Source organism: Acidobacteriota bacterium (assembly GCA_026393675.1).
Lineage (GTDB): Bacteria > Acidobacteriota > Vicinamibacteria > Vicinamibacterales > JAKQTR01 > JBAXOX01.
In genome coordinates this window covers 49,049-72,327 of record JAPKZQ010000040.1, presented here as the reverse complement: position 1 = coordinate 72,327, position 23,279 = coordinate 49,049, and the positions used below count along the sequence as shown (strand labels likewise).

The window sequence follows — 23,279 nt, the reverse complement described above, 5'->3', positions numbered from 1 at the left end:
CAACGAACTTATTCCCTCAGGACTCAGTGCTGAGCGAGCATTCTTCACGGGATCGCCTCGCAAGAATACGCAACCGTCGTTGCGAGTCGACGCACTGAGTCAGAAAGGAAGCTGGCGTGTCGGACGGCGAGAACCGTCGCTCGCTGACCGGCTGGCTGGCGCGCCTGGGCGCGTCGCTGCGTGGGACGCTCGACTACGCGGAACTGGGCGATGCGGCCGACGGCGCAGTGCACCTGTCGCGGGCGTTGCCCAGGTTCTTTTCCGTCATGCGCGGCCGCGAGGCGCCTGTTCTCGTCGACCTCGGGCCGGTCGTGGGCGAGAACGTGGCGCTGCTTGGTGATTTGCTTGGCTGCAAGCTCCACATCGAAAACGTCTTCGGGGATATCGACCGCTTGATGAAAGACCGTCGCGACTCCGAGATCTGCGCGGAACTGCCTACCCGGTTCAGTCATCCTGATAGCAGCATCGACGGCATTCTCTGCTGGGACGTGATCGACTATCTCTCACAGCCGGCGGCGGCGGCGTTGCTGTCTGAGCTGGCGCGTATGCTCAAACCGGGAGGAATGGGCATGGCTGTTTTCTCGACGATTCGATCCAACGAGCAGCGTTATCGGAAGTACGTGATGGTCGACGAACACCACCTGCGTCATCGGAGTTATCCGGCCGCACAGGGACCGCACCGGCTCTGGTCAAGTCGCGATGTGCAGCTGCTCCTGGCCAATCTGGAGGTCGACGAGTCCTTCCTGCTGACCCATCGGCAGCGGGAGACGCTGTTCCACAAACCGATGCACGCGGGCTCGAGTCGCTGAGGCGTCACGGCCGATCGCCTCAATGGGGGATCGGGAACCGAGGTCGTGGTGGTCAGGCCGTAGAAGGCTGTGCTAGTCTGACAAGCTTATGGACTTTCTTCTTACGGATGAACATCGCCTCGTGGAGCAGTCCGTCCGGGAATGGGCTGGACGTGAAGTCGCGCCACGGATTAAGGATCTGGACCGCGAACACCGCTTCGATCGGAACATCTTTCCCCAAATGGCCGAGCTCGGGTTGCTTGGCATTTCAGTACCCGCTGAATATGGCGGCGCGGGCATGGACTACATCAGCCTGGGGATCGCGAGCGAGGAACTGGAGTACGTCGATACCTCGCTGCGCGTGATCATGTCGGTGCACGCCGGGCTGAACTGCCTGAGCCTGCTCACCTGGGGTAACGAGGATCAGAAGCAGCGGTACCTGGTGCCGCAAGCGCAGGGCAGGAAGATTGCCACCTACGGGTTGACCGAACCGGCAGCTGGCAGTGACGTGCGCGGCATTCAGACGGTGGCGGTCAAGAAGGGCGACCGGTACTACCTGACCGGCGAGAAGATGTGGATCTCGCTGGCGGATGTCGCCGACAACTTCCTGGTGTTCGCGTGGAGCGATCTCGACAAGAAGAAGGCGCGCGACGCCTCGGGGATTTCCGCCTTCATCATCGAACGCGGATTCAAGGGCTTCTCGAGCGGGACCATCAAGGAGAAGTGGGGCATCCTGGCGGGCAACACCGGCTACGTCAAGATGGATGAGGTGGAAGTGCCCGAGGCCAACCTGCTGGGACGGCCAGGCGAGGGGTTCAAGATCGCGATGTTCGCGCTCGACCAGGGACGCTTTACGGTGGCCGCCGGTGCCACAGGCCTGATTCGCGCGTGCCGGGATGCGAGCACCAAGTATGCGAAGGAGCGGAAGACGTTCGGTAGCGAGATTGGCCGACATCAACTCGTCAAAGAGATGATCGCGCTGATGGAATCCGACTACCAGGCGTCCAGGCTGTTGTGGCTCCGCGCCGGGTGGCTCAAGAACCAGGGGCAGCGGAACACGAGAGAAACAGGCCTGGCGAAGTGGTTCTCGACGGTGGCCTCCGAGCGCGCGGCCGGCAACGCGGTCCAGATTCACGGGGCGAACGGGTATTCGGACGATTATCCGGTGGGTCGTTTCTATCGCAACTGCAAGGGCGCGGTCATCTACGAAGGCACCCGCGAGATTCACGCGGTGATGCAGGCCGACTACGTGCTCGGGTATCGGAGCGATCGGCCAACGCGCTGCGCACTGCCTCCCTATGGCAGCACCAAAGGGGCCTGACGCGGCGGTTCCTGTTTCGTGGCGGCGAAACCTGTTTGCGGTCACCGCCGCCAGCTTCATGGGCTTCGCGGGCTTCACGCTCGTGATGCCGTTGCTGCCGCTCTTCATCCATCAACTGGGCGCCCAGGACGAGGGCGAGATCGCCATGTGGGCGGGCTTGAGCCTTGGGGTAACGCCTGCCGTCACGGCGGTCCTGTCCCCCTGGTGGGGCCGTATCGCTGATCGGTTCGGCCGCAAGCTGATGGTCGAGCGATCGCTTGTGAGCTTCATCATCATCATGTCGGTGACGGCGTTTGCCGAACGTCCCTGGCATGTTTTTGCGCTCCGCGCGCTGCAGGGACTGTTCGCCGGCTACGGGGGGCTGACGCTCGCCATGGCGGCAGAGTCGGCGCCGCGCGAGCGTATGGCGACGGCGATTGGCCTGGTCCAGACATCGCAACGCCTGGGCCCGGCTCTCGGGCCCGTCATCGGTGGCGTACTGGCGGGTATGGTCGGCATCCGTCACGCCTTCTTCGTGACGGCCGGCTTCTACGCGATCGCCTTCGTGCTGGTGCTGCTGTTGTATCGCGATCCCGTGCGCCAACCAGACCCGGCAACTCAGGCGGAAGGCAACCACGGGATCGGGCGGACCATTCTCGTCAAGCCGGGCTTCCTGCTCGTCATGACGGCGATTTTCGGGATCACCTTTGTCGATCGCAGTTTCGGTCCGATTCTTCCGCTCTACGTTGAACGCCTGGGTTTCCAGACAGGATCGATTGCGCTGGTATCCGGGATCCTGTTTTCGGCGGCGGCCGTCGGCGCGGTTCTTGGCAATCAGGTCTGCGGCGCGATGCTCCGGCGATGGTCCGCGCGCGCCGTGATCGCGGTGTCGCTCTTGTTGGCGGGCGGGGCGCTGGGAATATTCCTGTTGCTCGGCGGAACGTTCGGGCTCGCCATGGCGCTGGCCCTCTTTGGTGCGGGTGTGGGCGTCGGCACCACGGCGGCCTACACCGTGGGAGGCCGGCAGGTGCCCGAAGGCGCACATGGAACCGGATTCGGCCTCCTGACGGGCAGTGCGCTGGCGGGATTGGCCATCAGCCCAGCCGTCTGCGGGTTGTTGAGTCGCGGCACCCTGCTGGCCGTGTTTGCGCTGGACCTCGGGATGCTCGTCGCCCTTGCTGGCGTGGTGGCCTGGAAGATGCCGGTCGACAGCCTGCGGGGCCAGGGCAGGAGTGCTGCCGCGTCAACCGAGACGGCGGAATTGTAGTCCCGCTCAACCACGGGTAGGATCAGAGACGGGTAGTGTTCGCTCCGCGTCCCCGCTCACGCAAGCCGGCAAGACATGCCTTACCGGGGCGTGTTGCCGAGAGCGCGTGGGGGCCCCCAGCCCCACGCCTGTCCCGGCCCTCACGGCACGTCTTGCGAACTGATGCAGTCGGCTTGGTTCGAGGGGCCGCTTCGCGGAACACAACCCGTCTTCTTGCTGGAGTATCTGAATCCGGGACGCTGTGAGCGTAGTGGGAAGTAGGAGCTGAACGTCCGATGGAGCGGGTGAGCATCACCGAGGTCAATCCCGATGCAGGCGTACTCGCGCGGGCCGCAAAGGTGCTGCGTGACGGCGGCCTGATCGGATATCCGACTGAGACGTTCTACGGCATCGGTGCCGATCCGCGCAGCGACCGGGCGGTTGACGGGTTGTTTCGTGCGAAGGCTCGGCCGCCGACAGTCGCGGTTCCTTTGATCGCGGGAAGCCTCGATCAGTTGGTCGCCGTGGCCGGTGGACTTCCGGCATTGGCGCGAGCCCTGGCTGAGCGGTTCTGGCCCGGTCCGCTCACACTGGTGATTCCCGCCTGGAAAGGTCTCTCGGTCGCAATCCATGGCGGGCAGGGGACCGTGGCGGTGCGCGTTCCAGGTCACCTCGTGGCCCGATCGCTTTGTGAGGCATTCGGGCATCCCATCACGTCAACAAGCGCCAACCTCTCGGGTGGTACGCCACCCGCCGACGCCGACGCCGTCGCGACGTCGCTGGCCTCTTCGCTCGCCATGCTGCTCGATTGTGGCCGGACACCCGGTGGGCCATCATCAACCATTGTCGACGTGCTCAGCGGGGCCCCGCGTCTGGTTCGCCCCGGCGCGATCGCCTGGGAGCAGGTGCTAGAATGCCTCGAGTAGTCTTACACCATGCGACATGACACGCGGAAGATTCGCGACAGGGCGGCCCTGGTTGGACTGGTCACCGGGAACCGACGGAGGATCGAGGCGGAACGCTCACTCGATGAACTGGCGGGCCTGGTGAGCGCGGCCGGCGGACTCGCGGTGCTGCGTTCGCTGCAGGAGCGGCCGCGTCCAGACGCCGCGACCTTCGTCGGCAAAGGCAAACTGCAAATGCTGGCGCTCGCGTGCGACGAGCAGGATGTCTCGCTGGTGGTCTTCGACAACGAGCTGACTCCTACCCAACTTCGGCAGATTGAGCCGGCCGTTGGTCGCCGGGTGATCGATCGCACGCAACTCATCCTGGACATCTTTGCGCTCCGCGCCAGGACGAGGGAAGGTCAGTCACAGGTCGAACTGGCGCAGTTGCGGTACCTGCTGCCGCGCCTGGTCGGATCGGGCATTGAGCTGTCGCGGCTTGGCGGCGGCATCGGCACCAGGGGGCCTGGCGAAACCAAACTCGAGACAGACCGCCGACGCATCCGCCAGCGAATTGCCGCGATCGCCGACAGCATCGAAGGCGTTCGGCAGAGGCGAGCGCGGTTGCGCGACCGACGGCACAAGTCCGACATCCCGACCGTTGCGCTGGTCGGCTACACCAATGCGGGCAAGACCACGCTGTTCAATCTGCTGACCGGTGGCGGGGCAGAGACGTCCGACGCGCTCTTTGTGACGCTCGATCCGCTCGTGAGGCAGGTGAAGCTGCGCGACAACCGGGAGTTGCTCGTGTCGGACACGGTTGGCTTCATCGATCGGCTGCCGCACACACTGGTGGCCGCCTTCCGTGCGAGCCTCGAAGAGGCGCGGGAGGCGGATCTGCTGATTCACGTGATCGACGCAGCCGCGCCGGGGCGCGACGAGCGCATGGCCGCCGTTGAGGCCGTGCTCGAGGAGATTGGCGCTGCGGGCCTGCCCCGCGTGGACGTGCTGAACAAGGCCGATCTGCTGACCGATCCCGAGATCGATCGGGCCGTGGTCGCGCTGAATAACCCGATTGTGATGTCGGCCAGCATGGGGCAGGGACGTGACGCGTTGCTCGAGCGCGTCATGGCCATTCTGGCACTCGATACACGTCGCGTCCGCGTCAGCCTCGATGCCAGAAGCGAAACGGGACGACGGAAGGTTGCGTGGCTCTATCGCCACTCCCGCGTGCTTCGACATGAGACGATCGGTACGCGGATCGTCATCGACGCGGATGTGCCAAGACGTGGTCTGGCGCTCTTCCCAGCGAGCGCACTGACGACCATTCCCACCGACACCGAGGGTGCCGCGTGAGCCTCGGGCGAGGATCGCAGGTGGACGTGAATCGTGGGCGAGCGTGGTCGGGCCGCCGATGGGTGCATGTGGCCGGCCTCGTGTGGGTGGCCGCGTCGCTGGCGTGCGCGGCATCGGTCACGCCTCCGGCCACGCCGTCGGCGCCGGTGTATGTGGACTACGTCTTTCCTCAACCGCCGGAGAAGGGTGGCGACCAGCGACTCGCCGCCCAGCATCGAAAGGCGTGGGAGCTTCTCCAGAGCGGCGATCTCAGGGGCGCCAGTAACGAGTACAGCGCGCTGGTGAAACGTGCACCGGGATACGTACCTGCCGAAGTCGGACTCGGATACGTATTGCTGGCCCAGCAGAAGGTCAAGGACGCCATGGCGTGGTTCGACCACGCCATCCGTGTCGCCCCCGGCTACGCACCCGGGTACGCCGGCCGGGCTGACGCGCTCCTCGCCGGTGGGCAACGTGAACTGGCGCTGGCCAGCTTCGAATCCGCGTTGAAGATTGATCCGAGCTTGTCGGACCTGGGGCGGCGGATCGAGGTGATCAAGTTCACCCGCGTGCGGGAACTGGTCGCCGTAGCCAAGCGGGCGGCCGACGAGGGCCAGCTTGAGGAGGCACGGCGGGCCTACACGGAAGCCGTCCAGGCCGCTCCGGACAGCGCCGTGCTCTATCGCGACCTCGGCAGCGTCGAAACCAGACTCGATGCCATTGGAGACGCGGTGCAGCACTTGCGCAAGTCTGTGGCGCTTGATGGCGGAGACGCTCGGGCGCTCACGGCACTTGGGGACGCGCTGGAAAAGCAGGGCGACCTCGAAGGCGCGGTTGACGCGTACCAGCGGGCGTTGGCGCTCGACGGAAGCGAGGTGACGCGGAAGACGCTCGATCGCCTTCGGGAACGACCGTCGACGACGCGCTTCCCGGCAGAGTATCAATCGATCCCGCGTCTGCCGCAGGTCACGCGTGGCGACCTCGCGGCGCTCGTCGGCATTCGGTTGCAGGGCCTGCTGGCAGCCGGCAGACGCGGCCCGACCGTCGTGGCAACCGACGTGCGTGGCCACTGGGCCTCGACCTGGATCATGGCCGTCACAAGGGCCAACGTGATGGAGGTCTACGCCAACCACACGTTCCAGCCGGCCGGGGCGGTGCGACGGGTCGACATGGCCCAGGTGGTCGCCCGCCTGGTGGCGATGATCGCGCCAGGGTTTGGCAAATCGTCCATGCATCCGACGATTACTGATGTCCCTGCCGATCACCTGAGCTACCCTGACGTGGCCGTGTCCGTGTCATCGGGCATCATGGGGCTGGTGGACGGTGGGATGTTCAGGCCCTCACGAGGGTTGACCGGCGCCGAAGCGGTCGACGTGGTGGACCGACTGGAGCGGCTGGCGAAAAAGCCCGGGGCGGGCACGGTTGGAGGCGCGTGGTGAGGACTATCAGCCCCCTGAATCTGGCCAATCAGCTGACGTTGCTCAGGCTGGCGCTCGTGCCGGCGTTCGCCATCCTCACGTTGTATGGGGAACTGGGGTGGGCGCTGATCGTGTTCGTGGTCGCCGGCATTACCGACGGGCTCGACGGCCTCATCGCGCGAGTGACCAACCAGCGGACGACCGTGGGCGCGTGGCTCGACCCGATGGCCGACAAGCTCCTGCTGCTGACGACGTTCATCGTGTTGTCGCTGCCCGGAATTGGCCTGACCAACAAGCTGCCGCTGTGGCTGACCGTGCTCATCATCAGTCGCGACCTGGTGATCGTGCTGACGGTGGCCGTCATCACCCTGGCGCTGGGGCCGCGCACGTTCACACCGTCCATCTACGGCAAGGCCGCCACCGCCACCTACATCGTCACGGCTATTGTGGTGATGCTGTTCAACTACCTCAAGCAGACCTCGGTGCTGGTCGACGTGGGGATCTACGCGAGCCTGGTGTTGACGCTGTTGTCAGGTGCGCACTATGTAGTCCACGTGCGCCGGATCATCAACGAGCCGCCACCTTTGTCCTGAAGTAGGCAATCGTCTGTTCGAGCCCGCTTTCGAGCGGCACCTTCGGTTCCCATCCCAGAATGGCCCGTGCCTTCGAGATGTCCGGCCGCCGGACCTTCGGGTCGTCTGTCGGCAGTGGCTTGTACACGAGCTGGCTCGAGGAGCCAATCATCCTGAGGATCGTCCTGGCGATCTCCTCGATGGTCAGTTCGTGCGGGTTGCCGATATTGACTGGTTCATTGGTGGAGGAGAGCATCAGCTTGATGACGCCGTCGACAAGGTCGGTCACATAGCAGAGGCTGCGCGTCTGTCGGCCGTCGCCAAACACCGTCACGTCTTCGCCCCGGAGCGCCTGCGAAATGAAGTTGGGCACCGCACGACCGTCCTTCACCCGCATGCGCGGCCCGTACGTATTGAAGATGCGCACGATCTTGGCGTCGACGCCATGGTACCGGTGGTACGCGACGGTCATCGCCTCGGCAAACCGCTTGGCCTCGTCGTACACGCCGCGCGGGCCAATCGGATTCACGTTGCCCCAGTAGGTTTCCTTCTGCGGATGCTCCAGCGGATCCCCGTACACCTCGGAGGTCGACGCCAGCACGAAGCGGGCGCCCTTCGCCTTGGCGAGCCCGAGCGCCTTGTGCGTGCCAAGCGCCCCGACTTTGAGGGTCTGAATGGGCAGTTCGAGATAATCGATCGGGCTGGCGGGACTGGCCCAGTGCAACACGAAATCCACGGGTCCATCGACGTAGATGTAGTTGGTGACGTCGTGCTTGATAAAGAGGAAGTCCCGGTTCTGGAGGTGCGTCAGGTTGGCCATGTCGCCGGTCAGCAGATTGTCGATGCCAATCACGCTGTAGCCCCGGTCGAGCAGCGTCTCCGACAAGTGCGATCCAATGAACCCGGCGGCTCCGGTAATGACAACGCGCGGCTTTGACATGGTGACTACTCGGCAGTGGTTCCGTGAAACAGCCCCAGCCCCCGGACGAGGGTGAGCCACATGATTTTCCCGTCAAGACTCAGCGACCAGTTCTCGATGTAATACAGATCGAATTCGATACGCTTCTCGAGCGACGTGTTTCCCCGCCACCCGTTGACCTGCGCCCACCCGGTGATGCCCGACTTGACCTTATGGCGCAGCATGTACTGCGGATACCGGTTCTTGAACTGCTCGACGAAGTACGGACGTTCTGGGCGCGGCCCGACCAGCGACATCTCGCCTCGCAGCACGTTGAAGAGCTGGGGCAGCTCATCGATATCGTAGCGGCGCAGGTAACGTCCGAGCGGCGTGCAGCGGGGATCCTCGTCGCGCGCCCAGATCGGGCCGGTGTCTTCCTCGGCTTCGCGGTACATCGAGCGGAACTTGTACACCGAGAAGGATGACCCGTCGAGGCTCATTCGCTCCTGGCGGTACAGCACGGGACCGGGCGAGGTCAGCCGGATGATGGCCGCGACGATGGCCAGGGGGATCCCCAGGATGACCAGGGAGACAATCGCCACGAACAGATCGACGGCGCGTTTCACGAAGACGTTCAGCCCCTGCAGCGGCACCTCGTTCAGATTGATGATGGGCACGCCATCGAGGTCTTCGATCCGTGCCCGGAGCGCGATGAACTGCAGCAGGTCGGGCACGATCTTGACGTCAATCAGGTCCTTGGCGGCCGCTTCGATGACCTCCATCATCCGGCGGTGCTCCTCCAGCGGGAGCGCGACGTAGATGTGATCCACGCGCTCGCGGGCGCAAATCTCGGTCGTCTCGGCCGTCGTCCCGAGCAGCGGCAGGCCGCGGTAGCCCAGGTGATCGCGCTCAGCCCGGTCGTCGAGAAACCCCACGATCTGATAGCCGAGTTCCTGGTGCTGGATGATCTTGTCGGCCACCAATTTGCCGAGATCGCCCGCTCCAACAATCAGAATGCGTTTGAGTCCGATGCCCGCCCGCCAGCGGCGCTCGAGCGTCTGCCTGACGACCTCGCGTGACGCGAAGGTGAGTGTGACGTTGAACAGCAGGAACAGTCCCCAGACCAGCTGGGAGACCTCGAGGACGCCGCGTTCCTTCAACTCGACCGGCGTGTAGTACGCCCCGACGTAGAGAGTCGTGAGCACACCGAGCACGACCGCCACGACACTGCCGATGAAGACCGCAAAGAAGTCGTCGACCCGCGACCGGTTGCGTCGAACGCTATAGAGTCCCTGGAAGTAGAACGCAACGGGAACCAGCAGCCCCACAAACGGCAGGACGGCCGCATACTGCCAGAAAGGAGGGTAGCCCTTGGTGACCTGAAACAGCTGGGTGTCGAAGCGGACCAGATAGGCCCCGACAAACGCCATCACGCCGAGCACCGCGTCGGTCGCCACGTAGAAGGCGGCGAGCGTTCGCTTGTACCGTTTGACCATAATTACAACGCGGTCAGTACCCCATGCACGCACGCCCGCATCTCTGCCTCAAAACGCGCCCGGCCGAACTGTTCGGCATGGATTCGAATCGCTCCGGCATCAAACCTGGCATCGAGCGTCGTCCGAATGGCCTTCCCAAACGCCTCGGCGCCAACCTCGCCGACCAGTATGCCCGTGACGCCGTCGACGACCGTCTCGGTGGCGCCACCTTGATTGTTCGCGACCACCGGCCTGCCGCACGCCTGCGCCTCGAGCGGCACGATGCCAAAGTCTTCGATGCCGGGCAACAGCGCGACGCCCGCCCGGATGTATTCATCGCGAATCTGGCTGTCGTCCAACCATCCGAGAAACGACACGGTTGGTCCAGCCATCTTCCGCAGCCGCTCGAGTTCGGGGCCGGTACCTACAATCCGAAGAGGAATCCCGGCGTGCACACACGCGGCAATCGCCAGATCAATCCGTTTGTAGGGCACCAGGGCCGAAACCACCAGCGCCGAACGCCCCGGTGCGCTCCCGTCGGGCCGAAAGAAGTCCGTGTCGACGGGTGGATACACCACCGAAGCCTGTCGATTATAGTATCGGGCCACCCGATCGGCGACGAATTGGGAGTTGGCGACAAATCGGTGGACACGCGGCGCGGTGGCAGCGTCCCACCTGGCGAGCCATGCCAGCATCGGTCGATAGATCCAGCGGCTGCGTATCCGACCTACGTGCGCCGGGCCGAAGTAGGCATCGAACTGATCCCAGGCGTAGCGCATGGGTGAATGGCAGTAGCAGATATGGCGCGCCCGTCCAGGGACCACCACCGCTTTCGCCGCGCAGTGACTGGAACTAATGACCACGTCGTATCGATCCAGGTTGAACTGCTCGATCGCGAAAGGGAAGAGGGGAAGATACCGCCGGTATCCCGTCCCGCTGTGCGGAAGTCGCTGAACGACGGACGTGTGAATGCTGTGCCGTTCAATGCCCGGCGACACCGAGCCCGGCACGTGCAGCAGCGTGAACACATCGGCGGTGGGGTACAGATCGCAGAGCACCTCCAGGACCTTCTCCCCACCCCGCATGCCGGTGAGCCAGTCGTGAACCAGCGCGATTTTCATGATCGCTCCGGGCTCACCCGATCACTTCCCTGTAGACGTCCAGGGTTCGCCGGACCGACGCCTCCCAGGAGAAGGTCCGGGCGCGCGCAAGCCCACGGATTCTGAGCGTCTCTCTCAAGTCCGGATCCACGAGCACCCGCTGGATGCCGTCGGCAATCGACTTGGCACTGTAGGGATCGACCAGGACCGCGGCATCGCCGACCACCTCGGGCAACGACGACACGTTTGAGGTGACCACGGGCGTGCCGCTCGCCATCGCCTCCAGGGGAGGCAGACCGAAACCCTCATACAGCGACGGGAACACGAACACTGTTGCCAGCCTGTACAACGCCGCCAGGGTGTCGTCACCAACAAACCCGAGAAAACGGACGTGCTTGTGCAGTTTGTAGCGGTCGACCGCGCGACGGAGCCTGGGGAACTTGGAGATCTGATCCCCGATGATGAGCAGTTTCAGCTGCTCGAATCCCTCCCGACGCACGAGATGAAACGCTTCGATCAGCCGTTCCAGGTTCTTGTGCGGTTTGATGTTGCCCACATACAGCGCGAAGGGGCCGTCCAGTTGATATCGCTCCCGGGTCCGCTGAATGTCTTCCTCCAGGGGCGGTGTCGTGAGCCGATGATCAATCGCGTTGGGGATGACGATGATCCGGTCAGCCGGCACATTGCAATACCGAAGGATGTCCGATTTCGACGTCTCGGACACCGTAAGGATCCGGGCCGCCCGCGCCGCCGCGGCGGCCAGGCTCGCCCTCGCATAGAGGTAGGCCATCCGGTTGGGCAGGTACTGCGGGAACATCAAGTGGATGCAGTCGTGGATCGTCACGATCGATCGACACGGCACCAGCGGGGGCAGCACGTAGTGCGGCGCATGAAACAGGTCGGCGCGTGCCGACAGAAGCCGGAGCGGCAGCGCGATCTGTTCCCGGATCGAATACGGCTTGGCCTTCTCAGCGATCGGCGTGAAGTTCGGCGCCAGCTGCCGGACGGTCTCGCAGTCCTGGGGACGGCACACAACGACATACTCGGTGTCGTGGTCAAACGACGCGAGGTGCTTCAGCAGATTGCGGATGTAGGTGCCAATCCCGAAGTCGTGTAACTTCCGGGCGTCAATGGCGATGCGCACGTATCAGGCCTCGTTTCGGTTTGTCACGATACCACAGCGCGCGAGCAGCGAGTTCCGCTCGGTCGGTGGCGAGCGACCCTGGCCATCATGTCCCCTCGGGGGGAAGTGTGCCGCGGACACGCAGGTAGAGCGTAAGCCACGGAAGCCACAGCGGATGGTGCTTCGCATAGAACGCCAGATGCGCTCTGCGATAGGCCAGCTCTGAGGCAATCGGCCTGGTGGCCCGGGCGCGGCCCCGGAGGTGAACGATTTCCGCGTCAGGGACGAAGAGCACTCGTTTGCCCAAGGCCCGCAGCGCGGCACAAAAATCGACGTCCTCCCCGTAGAGGAAATATCGCTCGTCCAGCAGGCCCGCCGCGACAGCGTCGTCTCGGCGAACCATGAGGCACGCGCCGCTCACCCAATCGGGATAGTGTCGAGTCCGCGTGAGACGCTCGACGCGGCGGTTCGCCCACCCGACGCCCCGCTCGTGCAGCCGGGTCAGCAGTTTCTGGCGAGCCTCGACCAGCGGCGACATCATGCGGCCAAACGACAGTTCGGCCCTGCCATCGGCGTCGACGATGCGCGGCCCGGCGGCGGCCACCTCGGCTGAGCGCCGCAACTCGTCAACGAGCGTGTCGATCGCACCGGGGCGCACAAGCGTGTCGCTGTTGAGCAGCAGGACAAACTCGCCGGACGAGGCGCGGATGCCCAGGTTGTTGGCGGCCGCGAACCCGATGTTCCGGCCCGGCTCGATCAGGCGGACTCCAGGCCAGCGTTCACGAAGCGCCGTGGCCGTGTGGTCGCTGGATGCGTTGTCGATCACCAGAATCTCGTGGGAAGTACGCGGTCGATGCTCGACGAGCGAACCGAGGCACGCCTCCAGTTCCGACCGCGTGTTGAACGACACGATGATGATGGTGAGGTCTGCCATGGTGATTAGCGCGCGGCGGCCTCGAGCGCGTCGAGAGTGGCTCGAGCCGCATCAGGCCAACTGTATCGCGCGAGCAGTTCGGCCGCTGGTGCGAGCGCCTCGCGGTGCGCCCGCTCGTCGGACAGGAGCCTCGTCAGGTGTGTCGCCACCTCTTCCGTGTCGCCCGGTCCGACGTAGCAGGCGGCGGCGCCGCACGTCTCGCGCGCGACGGGAGTATCGAGCACGACGACGGGAATCCCACAGCTGAGCGCTTCGAGCGGCGTCAGCCCGAATCCCTCGTATTCCGAGAGGAAGGCGAACACACGAGCCGAGCGGTACAGGCCCACCAGTTCGTCGTCGCTGACATAGGCCCGGACGACGACGCGGTCCGCGATATTCAGCGTACGACAGAGTGCGGCAAGGTCTTGAGTCGGATGTGTGCGGTTCTCGCCGACGATCTCGAGACGTGCGTCCGGGACGCGAGCCGCGACGTGCGCAAAGGCGCGGATCAAGTCGGGCACACGCCGCCGGTTGAATACCGACCCCACATACAGCACGATGGGTCGGCGCTCGCCGAATGTCGGCCATGCCGACGGAACAATCACTCCGGGAGTGGTTGACTGTCCGGGTGTGGTGAGGCCGAGCGGGATCACGCGAATCCTGTCATCAGGAATGCCGAGCCGGCCGCGGATTTCGCCCGCGGAAAAGCGGGAATCTGTCAGGACAATCCGTGCGCGCCGGGCTGAGGATCGGGTGAGCCACGCCCGCCGGAGCCGTTCGCGGAGAGAGAACCACTCGGGATGCGCGAGAAACGACAGGTCGTGAATCGTCTGGACGACCGGACAGGTGATCCTCAGCGGTGCGGTGTACGCCGGCGCGAAGAAGACGTTGAGGCGGTCCCGCGACGCGACGGGCGGGAGCTGCACCTGCTCCCACCACGTGCCGGGTGACCCGGGCACAATCCGACGCTCGGGTGCCAGGGCGTCGAACGCGGCTGCGGTCTCGGGCGGGCACTCCGCTGGAGAATACAGCACAATCTGGTGGGGAAATGCGCCCTTCCTGGCCGCGGTTGCCCATTCGACCAGCAGGTGCAGGACGTACCGGCCCACGCCGGTCGGGCGACCCAGCAGTTCGCGAACATCGACGCCAATCCGCATCATCAACGCTTCCCTTGGCGCGCCGCCTGAGGTTGCCGAGCCATCGCCGCCAGATAGTGCTGCAGGAGAAGGAGCGCCGAGTCGCTCCAGTTGAACTCCCTAGCTCTCGCCAGGCCGGCGTCTCGACACGTTCGGTGGAGTCCCGGCTCCCTAAGCAAGCGGTAGAGCGCGTCAGCGATGCCGTCGGCATCCGCTGGATCAACTTGGAGGCCGGCGTGACCGACCACCTCAGGGAGGGCCCCTCGATTCGACACGACAACCGGGATGCCGAGGGCCATCGCCTCGAGGGCCGGAAGTCCGAATCCCTCCTCAAACGAAGGCAGGACAACCACCGCGGCCCCGAGGTACGTGGCGGCCCGGTCGGCGTCCGAGATGTATCCACGAATGTCGACCTGTCCCTTGAAGGCAGATCCTTTTGCGCGCTCAATCCAGGGCTGGGCAGCCGGCGTTTGGCGCCCGGCCAAAATGAGGTGAGGGGCGTCAGGCCAACGCGACAGCAGTCGCTCGTAGGCGTCGAGCAGACCGGCGATGTTCTTTCTCGGCTCGAGCGTGCCAACAAAAAGGATGTATCCCCCGGATCTCGGCGGTTGAACCGTGGCCTGAGACGTGATCCACCGGGGAACGCCGGGCCGACAAACAGCGATCCTGTCGTCGGAAACGCCCAGTTCTCGACTGATACCACGTGCGGAGTGATTCGAGATGGTCACGACCAGATCTGCCCTGCGGGAGTGGTCGCCGACCAGGCGCGGGAAATCCCGCTGCATTTCGCCCCACGCGCGGTCAGGGTGGTGGAGGAAATCAAGGTCGTAGATGGTCGACACCCGGAGTCCCGACCGTGCCGGCAGCAGCACCGGGGTGGTGGCGTGGACGATATCGAATGGGCCCCTGGCGAGCCATTCCACGGGCGGCCAACCAAGCCGATACCACGCCAGATTGAGCGCGCGGACGGGGAGGCGACAGTCAACCGGCGTCACGCCAGCCAGCTCCCCGACGGCCGACCCGGCAAGCCGATCGCGCAAAGAACTCGAAAACAGGGCTATTTCCAAGCCTTCTGCCCTGGGTTCGCCAGAAGCCTTGAGTGCCAGGAGGGCCCGGACCAGTTCGTGGATCCACGCTCCCACGCCCGTCGGTTCCTTCAACGCCGGTCGATAGTCAAGAAAGAGGCGCATCCTTGCCGTTGTGTATGGTATCCCGATTGCGCCCTGCCACGGGAACGTCTGCGTTGGCCGGAGACCAAATCGGCTGCAACCTGTTGATTTACAATGCCTTGACAGCTAGTACTGCCTATAGTACTTTCAGACGTTTCTACATTCCGGCATCCGATCGATCTGGCGCCGGCGGCGGAGGAAGTGCGCATGAAACTGGCTGTCGTAGGTGCAGGTTACGTCGGGTTGGTCGCCGGGGCGTGTTTTGCGGAAACCGGAAATGATGTCGTATGCGTCGACAAGGACGAGGCGAAGATCAGGCTGCTCCGGAAGGGGAAGATGCCCATTTTCGAGCCTGGGCTCGAAGAGGTCGTCAAGCGGAACGTCGCGGACAAGCGCCTGACGTTTACGACCCAGTTGCCCAAAGCGGTGCGATCGGCGTCGGTCATCTTCATTGCGGTCGGCACCCCGCAAGGTGAGGACGGCTCGGCCGACCTCCAGCAGGTGCTCGGTGTCGCCCGCGAAATCGCGAAGGCGATGAACGGTTACAAGGTGATCGTCGACAAGAGCACGGTTCCTGTTGGCACGGCCAGCCGGGTGCGGGAGATCATCCGGCGCGAGACCACGTATCCGTTCAGTGTGGTCAGCAACCCCGAGTTCCTGAAGCAGGGCGCCGCAGTTGACGATTTCTTCAAGCCCGACCGCGTCGTGATTGGCGCCGAGGACGAAAAGGCCGCCGAGGTCATGCGAAACCTGTACAGCCCGTTTACGCGCACCGGCGCGCCCATCATGGTGATGGACTGCGCCAGCGCGGAACTCTGCAAGTACGCGGCAAATGCGCTGCTGGCGACGAAGATCTCGTTCATGAACGAAATCGCGAACATCTGTGAGTTGTTCGGCGCCGACGTCGACCAGGTTCGACGCGCGGTCGGCTCAGACCACCGGATTGGCCCGTCGTTCCTGTTCCCAGGCACGGGCTACGGCGGGAGCTGCTTCCCGAAGGACGTCAAGGCGATCATCAAGTTTACGGCCGACAAGGGCTACGACTTCCGCATTGTCAAAGCCGTCGATGCCGTCAATCAGTCGCAGAAATCGGTCCTGGCCTCCAAGATGGAGAAGCATCTTGGGTCGTTGAAAGGGAAGACGATTGCGGTCTGGGGGCTGTCGTTCAAGCCCCGCACTGACGACATGCGCGAGGCCCCGGCGGTTGTGCTCATCGAACGCCTCCTGGCGGCGGGAGCGAAGGTCCAGGCGTTCGACCCCGAGGCGATGCCAGTCGCGAAGCAGCTGTTCGGGACCAGGATCGTGCTGGCACCGACCAGCTACAAGGCGCTCGAGGGCGCCGACGCCATGGCGCTGGTGACCGAGTGGAACGAGTTCCGAGAACCGGACTTCGCGAAGATGCGCAAGGCGATGAAGACGCCGCTCATCTTCGATGGCCGCAACATCTATACCCGCGAGGTGATGCGGACGCATGGCTTCCAGTACTTCAGCATCGGCCGCTAAGGTGGGGGCCGTCCTTGTCACCGGAGGGGCGGGCTACATCGGGAGCCACGTCGCCAAGGCGCTCGCCGCCACGGGCCGGCGCGTCGTCGTCATTGACAATCTGTCGAACGGGCATCGGGGTGCCGTCCGCTGGGGTGAGCTGGTTGTCGCCGACGTCCACGATGTGGCACGGGTTCGCGAGACGATTCGGCGGCACGAGGTGTCGGCCGTGATGCACTTCGCGGCCTCGCTGCTGGTGGGCGAATCGGTGCGAGACCCGATCGGCTATTACGCCAACAATGTTGGCGGGACGCTGGCCGTGCTGGAGGCCATGGTTGGGGAGTCGGTCAGCCGGTTCGTGTTTTCGTCGACGGCGGCGGTCTATGGCGAACCCGCCGAAACGCCGATCACCGAAAACCATCCGACGCGCCCGATCAACGCGTACGGCGAGACCAAGCTTGCCGTTGAACGCGCGCTCGCTCACTTTGAGCGCGCCTACGGCATCCGGAGTGTTTCGTTGCGCTATTTTAATGCGGCAGGCAGCGATCCTGATGGCGAACTGGGAGAGGAACACCGGCCTGAGGTGCATCTGATTCCGCGTGCCGTCGAAGCCGCGCTGGGCGGTCCCGCTCTTCAGGTGTTCGGCACTGACTATCCGACGCCGGACGGGACATGCCTCAGGGACTACGTCCACGTGAGCGATCTCGCCCGCGCACATCTGCTGGCGCTGGAACACCTGGACGATCAGGGTGCCACCGGGGTGTACAACCTTGGTATTGGCAAGCCGTTTTCGGTGCAGGACGTGATCAATTCAGTCGAACGAGTGAGTGGCAGGCGGGTGCCAACCGAACGGGCGTCTCGGCGTCCAGGAGACCCGGGTGTCCTGTTCGCCTCGAGCGAGCGCATTCGGACTGAGCTGGGGTGGCGCCCGGAATTTGTTGATCTGGACGGCATGGTGGAGAGCGCGTGGCAATGGCGACGGGCTCATCCACACGGGATTCAGGAGGAGGCGGTGCGTTGATGCCGGAGCTCCGCGGAATCGTGATCGATCCGCGGTTTCCGGGCCACCGACGCGACCGGTCCGGCCAGTGAATCCGCTGCTGCGACTGCTCGGGTACGCACGCCCGTATCGGGGCCGATTCGTCGTGGCCCTGCTCGCGATGCTCGTGTACGGTGGCGCGTCCACCTGGCTGCTGGTCCTTATCCAACCGATCGTCGACAAGGTGCTGATTCGACAGGAAGCCGTCGCCAGGGTTGCATGGTCGATTCTGCTCGCGTATTTCCTGAAAGGTCTTGGATCGTACGTTTCGGCCTACCTGATGGCGAACGTCGGGCAGCACGTGGTGCGCGACATCCGCGACGGCCTGTTTCGCCACACGCTCGGGCAGTCGGCCGCCTTCTTCAAGTCGCGAAGCACTGGGCAGCTCCTGTCGAGGCTGACCAACGACGTCGGCCAGGTTCAGCAGGTGGTGTCGGAAACGATGAGCGATCTGCTGCGGGAGTCGCTCGCCGTTGTCGGGTTCGCGGGCGTGTTGTTCTATTTCAACCTCGGACTGGCGCTGGTATGCCTGACCGGCGCGCCGCTGGTGCTGTATCCACTCGTTCGGCTCGGTCAAGCCTTGCGCAAGACGACGAGAAGGAGCCAGGAACACCTGGAGACGATGTCGCACGTCGCAACTGAAGCGTTCACGGGATTGCGGATCGTCAAGGCGTTTGGCGCGGAGGACCGCGAGGGGGACAGGTTCGGTATGGCCACGCGGGCGCTGTACCGGGCGAACATGAAGGTGACGGCCGCGGTGTCGATGATGCCGCCCATCATGGAGTTGGTTGGTGGTGTGGCGATTGCGGCGGCGCTGTGGTACGGCGCCCGGGAGATTGCGGCCCAGCGCATGACAGAGGGCCAGTTCTTCCGGTGTATGGGTGCGCTGCTCCTGATGTACGGCCCCCTCAAGAAGCTGAGTCGCGTTCACGCCAATATTCAGCAGGCGATCGCCGCATCGCAGCGGATCTTCGAGTTGATGGATACGCACACGGAGGTGCCGGATGAACGCGGAGCCCCGCGACTGGCGCCCCTGCAACACGGCATCGAGTTTCGCGACGTGACGTTCGAGTACGAGGATGGGCGGGGCCGAACGGCGCTGGGAGGCGTGTCGTTCACCGTGCGCGCCGGTCAGACGGTGGCGGTGGTTGGCCGAAGCGGTGCCGGCAAGACCAGTCTCGTCAATCTTCTCCCGCGGTTCTACGATCCATCTGATGGCGCGATCCTTATTGACGGCGTGGACATCCGGCGGATCAGCCTGGCCTCATTGCGGGACCAGATCGGGATGGTGACGCAGGAGACGGTGCTGTTTGACGATACCGTCGCCGACAATATTGCGTACGGCCGTCCGGGGGCGGGTCCCGACGAAATCGAAGCGGCCGCGCGGGCAGCCCGGGCCCACGATTTTGTTACGGCGATGCCCGCACGGTACCAGACGAGGATTGGCGAACGCGGCCAGCGGTTGTCTGGCGGACAGCGACAGCGCCTCGCGATTGCGCGGGCGATCCTGAAGAACTCGCCGATCCTGATTCTCGACGAGGCGACCTCATCGCTCGATTCCGAATCCGAGGCGCTCGTGCAGGATGCGTTGGCCAACCTGATGCGCGATCGAACGTCGTTTGTCATCGCGCATCGCCTGTCGACGGTTCAACGGGCCGATCTGATTGTGGTCCTCGAAACCGGTCGCGTCGTGGAAGTTGGCCGGCACGATGAGCTGATGGCGCGTCCCGATGGGGTGTACGCTGGGTTGTACGAGTTGCAGTTCGCCGGCTCGCGCCGGAAAGGCAGCACCCGGGACCGACTGATTCCGGGCCGAGTGGCAGGAGAATCCTGAAACCGTCAGCGGAGGGGTGGAGCGTCGAACCATGATGAAGAGCATGACGGGCTTCGCGAGCGTCACACGCGAGGATGAGGGCGCGAGCATCGGCGTGACCGTACGGAGCGTGAATCATCGGTACCTGGATGTGCAACTGCGTCTTCCTCAGTCCCTGAGTTCCATCGAGCCGAGGATTCGCGGTGTGGTCCAGCAGCGCGTGGCGCGGGGGCGCGTCGAGGTCGCGATCTCCATCCAGCTCAGACAGCCGCCGAAGCTCGAGATCGAGTTGAACGAGGCGTTCGCGACCGCGCTGGCCAGTGCGATGGCGCGGGCCAGGGCCGTCGGACTGGTCGAAGGCGCGTTGCAGCCGGGCGACATCATGCGTTTTCCCCAGGCGTTGACCGTTCGAGAGCAGGCCGCGGAACTGGACGCCGACGCCGCCGCGGCGATCGAGGTCGGAATCCTGGGCGCGGTCGAGCAGGCGCTGCAGGAGTTGGACGTCATGCGCCGCCGGGAGGGGGCTCTTCTCCAGCACGACCTGGATGCGCGCAAAGCGGCTGTCGCCAACCTGATGGAACGTGTCGCGGGGCTGGCGCAGGCAGGGGAGCACACGCTCCGGGATCGGCTGGGCGCGCGGATCGCCGAAATGACGACGGATCTCGCGGTTGACCGCAGTTCGGTCGCGCAGGAGATCGTGCGCTTCGTCTCGCGTTCCGACATCAGCGAGGAGTTGGTGCGCTTCCGGGCGCATGTGACGCAGTGGACGTCGCTGGCCGCTGGACCAGAGCCGTGCGGCCGCAAGCTGGACTTCCTGCTGCAGGAAATGAACCGCGAAGTCAATACGACCGGTTCGAAAGCCGATGGGGAGGGGGTTCCGGAACTGGTGATTTCGATCAAGGCGGAACTCGAGAAGATGCGGGAACAGGTACAGAATGTCGAGTAGCCCAACGCGGCGGGGACAACTGTTTATTGTGTCGGCACCCTCCGGCACAGGGAAGACGACCGTCGTCGAGACGTTGGTCGAGTTGATGCCGCATCTGCGGATGTCACGCTCCTACACCAGTCGCCAGACGCGGATGGGCGAGGCGGACGGGGTGGACTACAACTTCGTGTCCCGCCAGCGCTTCGAAGCGATGATTGCAGGCGATCAATTTCTCGAGTGGGCCGATATCTACGGCAATCTGTACGGAACATCCCAGGTTGATACCGAGCGCATACAATCGGACGGGGACGATCTGGTTCTGGTCATCGACGTGCAGGGCGCCCGGAAGATCCGCCGCCGGGGCGTTCCCGTTGTGGCGGTGTTCGTCATGCCGCCGTCGCTCGACGTCCTCGAATCGCGACTGAGAGGCCGGTGCACAGACAGTGAAGCGCAGATCCAGCGTCGCCTCGAGGTGGCCCGGGAAGAAATCAGGGCCTTCCGTGAATACGATTTCGTAGTCGTCAATGACGAGGTCGGCGCGTCGGTCGAGCAGCTTTGCGCGATCGTGACAGCTGCGCGTCTGACTCTGGCGGCCGCGACGCCGGCGGCGGAACGCATCGCCGCGACGTTTGACGTGCCGGGACACGTGGAGTAAGCCATGGCTCTGATAGCGCTCGGGATAACAGGCGGCATCGGGGCGTACAAAGCCGTCGAAGTGGCGAGGGGTCTTCAGAAACGCGGCCACGACGTCGTGGCGATCATGACGAGGAACGCCCGGCGATTCATCGGCCCGGTGACCTTCGAGGCGATCACGAAACGGCGTGTCGTGACGACCCAGTGGGCGGCGGGCGCCAACGCGGATATCGAACACATCGCGCTCGCCTCGTCTATCGAGTTGCTGGTGGTCGCGCCGGCCACGGCCAACATCCTGGGCAAATTCGCGGCGGGCATCGCGGACGATTTTTTGTCGACGCTGTACCTGGCGACGCCTGCGCCGGTGCTGGTCGCTCCGGCGATGAACAGCCACATGCTCGAGCATCCGGCGACCGCAGCAAACCTGAAGGTGCTGGCCGAGCGAGGGGTGCATATCCTGCAGCCTGATTCCGGGTACCTGGCCTGTGGTTGGACCGGCAAGGGTCGTCTCGCTGAGCCGGAAAGCATCGTCGAGGCCGCCATACGGATTCTGCAACCGCGTCGCACGCTCGATGGACGCAAGGTCCTCGTGACGGCTGGGCCGACGTTTGAGGATCTCGACCCGGTCCGGTTCCTCGGCAATCGATCGAGCGGGAAGATGGGGTTTGCCATCGCCGCCGAAGCGGTGCGGCGTGGCGCCGACGTCACCCTGGTGGCTGGTCCGACATCGGTGACGCCACCTGATGTCTCCGAACTGGTCCGCGTCCGCAGCGCGGTGCAGATGCGAGACGCGGTGATGACGCGCCTGGCCGTGGCCGATGTCGTGGTGATGGCGGCCGCGGTCGCCGACTACCAGCCCGCGCATCAGGAGGCCCACAAGATCGCAAAGACGGCCGAGTCGCTCACCGTGACGCTCACGCGCACGCCGGACATTCTGGCCGAGATCGGCCGGTGGCGGAAGGAGCACGGCGGGCATCAGCCGGTCATCGTGGGGTTCGCGGCCGAGACGCAGGATGCGGTGGCCCGTGCAAAGCATAAGCTTGCCGCGAAGGGCGCTGATCTGATCGTGGCCAACGACGTGCTGCAGGATGGGGCCGGCTTTGAATCCGACACCAACATCGTCACCCTGATTGGTCCGAACTCGAGTGAGCCGTTGCCCATCCAGTCGAAGGTCTCCATCGCCGGACTGATTCTTGACCGGATTGAAGCCCGGCTCGGAGACCGTGACCCGGTGCAACCGTAGGCCCGCAGGGGAATGGAAGTCGAGCAGATATGAGTCAGACCGATGACAGGGCGCAGCTCGCCGAGCATCTGAGGTTTCTCGGAGAGTTAGGGGTAGCGGGTGTTTCACGCGATCCTGCATGGCGTCGGCGTGTCGAGTCGCCGGTCGCTCACGAGAGTGGGAGTCCCGAGTCTCCACTGGATGGCGAGTCGGGCGGGGCGGGTGGAGCGGTGATGGAAACCCTCGAGATGGTTCGCGCCGACATCGGCGATTGCACACGATGCAAACTGCACCGGCTGGGCCGGACCCAAGTGGTATATGGCGTAGGTAACCCGAATGCCGATCTGATGTTCGTTGGCGAGGCTCCGGGCCACGACGAAGATGTGCAGGGTATTCCGTTTGTCGGCCGGGCGGGACAGTTGCTGACGAAGATCATTGAAGCCATCGAGTTGACGCGCGACCAGGTGTATATCGCGAACGTCATCAAGTGCCGCCCGCCCGAGAACAGAAACCCCGAGCCGGATGAGGTCGATACCTGCGAACCGTTCCTGTTCCGGCAGGTGCAGATCATCAAGCCGAAGGTCATCGTGGCGCTGGGCACATTTGCCGCCCGCACGCTCCTGAAAACAACTGAGCCGATCTCGAAACTGCGCGGCCGCTTCTACACGTACGGCGACGCGGCGTTGATTGCGACCTTTCATCCCGCCTTCCTGCTTCGCAGCCCCGACAGGAAGCGCGACGTGTGGGACGACATGAAGAAGGTGCGCGCCGTGCTGCGTGGCGACACCGCCGATACGCCGGCGTAGCC

Annotated in this window: 21 protein-coding genes; 14 read left to right on the top strand and 7 right to left on the bottom strand. The window is 64.4% G+C overall.

Features of this window, described 5'->3' with window-relative positions; genetic code table 11:
• The first annotated feature begins 116 nt into the window (after positions 1-116).
• From NT151_09735 to NT151_09705, 7 genes are all read left to right on the top strand, one after another.
• Positions 117-809 (top strand): methyltransferase domain-containing protein, encoded by a 693-nt coding sequence (locus NT151_09735; GenBank protein ID MCX6539195.1) that lies wholly within the window; start codon positions 117-119, stop codon positions 807-809.
• An 88-nt stretch (positions 810-897) separates the two neighbouring features.
• Entirely contained in the window at positions 898-2,109 is a 1,212-nt protein-coding gene (locus tag NT151_09730; protein MCX6539194.1) for an acyl-CoA dehydrogenase family protein, read from the top strand.
• Positions 2,087-3,355, top strand: a complete 1,269-nt coding sequence (locus NT151_09725; GenBank protein MCX6539193.1) for an MFS transporter — start codon at positions 2,087-2,089, stop codon at positions 3,353-3,355. The genes NT151_09730 and NT151_09725 overlap by 23 nt, the downstream gene beginning before the upstream one ends.
• Before the next feature lie 275 nt (positions 3,356-3,630).
• Positions 3,631-4,260: an L-threonylcarbamoyladenylate synthase gene (locus NT151_09720; protein ID MCX6539192.1), complete on the top strand. Its 630-nt coding sequence runs from the start codon at positions 3,631-3,633 to the stop codon at positions 4,258-4,260.
• Positions 4,261-4,269: 9 nt separating this feature from the next.
• Positions 4,270-5,574: a GTPase HflX gene (gene hflX, locus NT151_09715; protein MCX6539191.1), complete on the top strand. Its 1,305-nt coding sequence runs from the start codon at positions 4,270-4,272 to the stop codon at positions 5,572-5,574.
• A gap of 26 nt (positions 5,575-5,600) precedes the next feature.
• Complete coding sequence (locus tag NT151_09710; protein MCX6539190.1) at positions 5,601-6,992, top strand: tetratricopeptide repeat protein; 1,392 nt, start codon at positions 5,601-5,603, stop codon at positions 6,990-6,992.
• Positions 6,989-7,564 (top strand): CDP-alcohol phosphatidyltransferase family protein, encoded by a 576-nt coding sequence (locus NT151_09705; protein MCX6539189.1) that lies wholly within the window; start codon positions 6,989-6,991, stop codon positions 7,562-7,564. The genes NT151_09710 and NT151_09705 overlap by 4 nt, the downstream gene beginning before the upstream one ends.
• Here the strand turns inward: NT151_09705 and NT151_09700 are convergent.
• The 7 genes from NT151_09700 to NT151_09670 form a co-directional block, all read right to left on the bottom strand.
• Positions 7,539-8,483 (bottom strand): SDR family oxidoreductase, encoded by a 945-nt coding sequence (locus NT151_09700; GenBank protein MCX6539188.1) that lies wholly within the window; start codon positions 8,481-8,483, stop codon positions 7,539-7,541. The genes NT151_09705 and NT151_09700 overlap by 26 nt on opposite strands.
• 5 nt (positions 8,484-8,488) lie before the next feature.
• The gene (locus tag NT151_09695; GenBank protein MCX6539187.1) at positions 8,489-9,937 is read right to left on the bottom strand and encodes an undecaprenyl-phosphate glucose phosphotransferase; all 1,449 of its coding nucleotides are present in this window, start codon (positions 9,935-9,937) and stop codon (positions 8,489-8,491) included.
• Between the two features lie 2 nt (positions 9,938-9,939).
• The gene (locus NT151_09690) at positions 9,940-11,037 is read right to left on the bottom strand and encodes a glycosyltransferase (protein ID MCX6539186.1); all 1,098 of its coding nucleotides are present in this window, start codon (positions 11,035-11,037) and stop codon (positions 9,940-9,942) included.
• A 13-nt stretch (positions 11,038-11,050) separates the two neighbouring features.
• Entirely contained in the window at positions 11,051-12,160 is a 1,110-nt protein-coding gene (locus NT151_09685) for a glycosyltransferase family 1 protein (protein ID MCX6539185.1), read from the bottom strand.
• Positions 12,161-12,245: 85 nt separating this feature from the next.
• Positions 12,246-13,073 (bottom strand): glycosyltransferase family 2 protein, encoded by an 828-nt coding sequence (locus NT151_09680; GenBank protein MCX6539184.1) that lies wholly within the window; start codon positions 13,071-13,073, stop codon positions 12,246-12,248.
• 5 nt (positions 13,074-13,078) lie between these two features.
• The gene (locus tag NT151_09675; GenBank protein ID MCX6539183.1) at positions 13,079-14,212 is read right to left on the bottom strand and encodes a glycosyltransferase family 1 protein; all 1,134 of its coding nucleotides are present in this window, start codon (positions 14,210-14,212) and stop codon (positions 13,079-13,081) included.
• Positions 14,212-15,378, bottom strand: coding sequence for a glycosyltransferase family 1 protein (locus tag NT151_09670; protein MCX6539182.1), 1,167 nt, complete (start codon positions 15,376-15,378; stop codon positions 14,212-14,214). Before NT151_09670 ends, NT151_09675 begins: the two co-directional genes overlap by 1 nt.
• 186 nt (positions 15,379-15,564) lie before the next feature.
• On the opposite strand from NT151_09670, the gene NT151_09665 reads away from it, so the two are divergent.
• The 7 genes from NT151_09665 (at position 15,565) to NT151_09635 (ending at position 23,277) form a co-directional block, all read left to right on the top strand.
• Complete coding sequence (locus tag NT151_09665; GenBank protein ID MCX6539181.1) at positions 15,565-16,860, top strand: UDP-glucose/GDP-mannose dehydrogenase family protein; 1,296 nt, start codon at positions 15,565-15,567, stop codon at positions 16,858-16,860.
• Positions 16,829-17,860, top strand: coding sequence for a UDP-glucose 4-epimerase GalE (gene galE / locus NT151_09660; GenBank protein ID MCX6539180.1), 1,032 nt, complete (start codon positions 16,829-16,831; stop codon positions 17,858-17,860). Before NT151_09665 ends, galE begins: the two co-directional genes overlap by 32 nt.
• Positions 17,861-17,927: 67 nt before the next feature.
• Positions 17,928-19,712, top strand: a complete 1,785-nt coding sequence (gene msbA, locus NT151_09655; GenBank protein ID MCX6539179.1) for a lipid A export permease/ATP-binding protein MsbA — start codon at positions 17,928-17,930, stop codon at positions 19,710-19,712.
• A gap of 31 nt (positions 19,713-19,743) precedes the next feature.
• Positions 19,744-20,637, top strand: coding sequence for a YicC family protein (locus NT151_09650; protein ID MCX6539178.1), 894 nt, complete (start codon positions 19,744-19,746; stop codon positions 20,635-20,637).
• Positions 20,627-21,271, top strand: a complete 645-nt coding sequence (gmk, locus tag NT151_09645; protein MCX6539177.1) for a guanylate kinase — start codon at positions 20,627-20,629, stop codon at positions 21,269-21,271. Before NT151_09650 ends, gmk begins: the two co-directional genes overlap by 11 nt.
• Before the next feature lie 3 nt (positions 21,272-21,274).
• A complete protein-coding gene (gene coaBC / locus NT151_09640; protein ID MCX6539176.1) occupies positions 21,275-22,492 on the top strand; it encodes a bifunctional phosphopantothenoylcysteine decarboxylase/phosphopantothenate--cysteine ligase CoaBC in 1,218 nt (405 codons plus the stop codon).
• Positions 22,493-22,521: 29 nt separating this feature from the next.
• Complete coding sequence (locus tag NT151_09635; protein MCX6539175.1) at positions 22,522-23,277, top strand: uracil-DNA glycosylase; 756 nt, start codon at positions 22,522-22,524, stop codon at positions 23,275-23,277.
• Positions 23,278-23,279: the final 2 nt, after the last annotated feature.

Excerpts from the sequence above, each read along its gene's own strand:
- NT151_09730 (MCX6539194.1), top strand. The coding sequence starts at position 898 with ATGGACTTTCTTCTTACGGATGAACATCGCCTCGTGGAGCAGTCCGTC.
- NT151_09725 (MCX6539193.1), top strand. The coding sequence starts at position 2,087 with ATGGCAGCACCAAAGGGGCCTGACGCGGCGGTTCCTGTTTCGTGGCGG.
- NT151_09720 (MCX6539192.1), top strand. The coding sequence starts at position 3,631 with ATGGAGCGGGTGAGCATCACCGAGGTCAATCCCGATGCAGGCGTACTC.
- hflX (MCX6539191.1), top strand. The coding sequence starts at position 4,270 with ATGCGACATGACACGCGGAAGATTCGCGACAGGGCGGCCCTGGTTGGA.
- NT151_09700 (MCX6539188.1), bottom strand. The coding sequence starts at position 8,483 with ATGTCAAAGCCGCGCGTTGTCATTACCGGAGCCGCCGGGTTCATTGGA.
- NT151_09695 (MCX6539187.1), bottom strand. The coding sequence starts at position 9,937 with ATGGTCAAACGGTACAAGCGAACGCTCGCCGCCTTCTACGTGGCGACC.
- NT151_09690 (MCX6539186.1), bottom strand. The coding sequence starts at position 11,037 with ATGAAAATCGCGCTGGTTCACGACTGGCTCACCGGCATGCGGGGTGGG.
- NT151_09680 (MCX6539184.1), bottom strand. The coding sequence starts at position 13,073 with ATGGCAGACCTCACCATCATCATCGTGTCGTTCAACACGCGGTCGGAA.
- NT151_09675 (MCX6539183.1), bottom strand. The coding sequence starts at position 14,212 with ATGATGCGGATTGGCGTCGATGTTCGCGAACTGCTGGGTCGCCCGACC.
- NT151_09670 (MCX6539182.1), bottom strand. The coding sequence starts at position 15,378 with ATGCGCCTCTTTCTTGACTATCGACCGGCGTTGAAGGAACCGACGGGC.
- NT151_09665 (MCX6539181.1), top strand. The coding sequence starts at position 15,565 with ATGAAACTGGCTGTCGTAGGTGCAGGTTACGTCGGGTTGGTCGCCGGG.
- galE (MCX6539180.1), top strand. The coding sequence starts at position 16,829 with ATGGCTTCCAGTACTTCAGCATCGGCCGCTAAGGTGGGGGCCGTCCTT.
- NT151_09650 (MCX6539178.1), top strand. The coding sequence starts at position 19,744 with ATGATGAAGAGCATGACGGGCTTCGCGAGCGTCACACGCGAGGATGAG.
- gmk (MCX6539177.1), top strand. The coding sequence starts at position 20,627 with ATGTCGAGTAGCCCAACGCGGCGGGGACAACTGTTTATTGTGTCGGCA.
- coaBC (MCX6539176.1), top strand. The coding sequence starts at position 21,275 with ATGGCTCTGATAGCGCTCGGGATAACAGGCGGCATCGGGGCGTACAAA.
- NT151_09635 (MCX6539175.1), top strand. The coding sequence starts at position 22,522 with ATGAGTCAGACCGATGACAGGGCGCAGCTCGCCGAGCATCTGAGGTTT.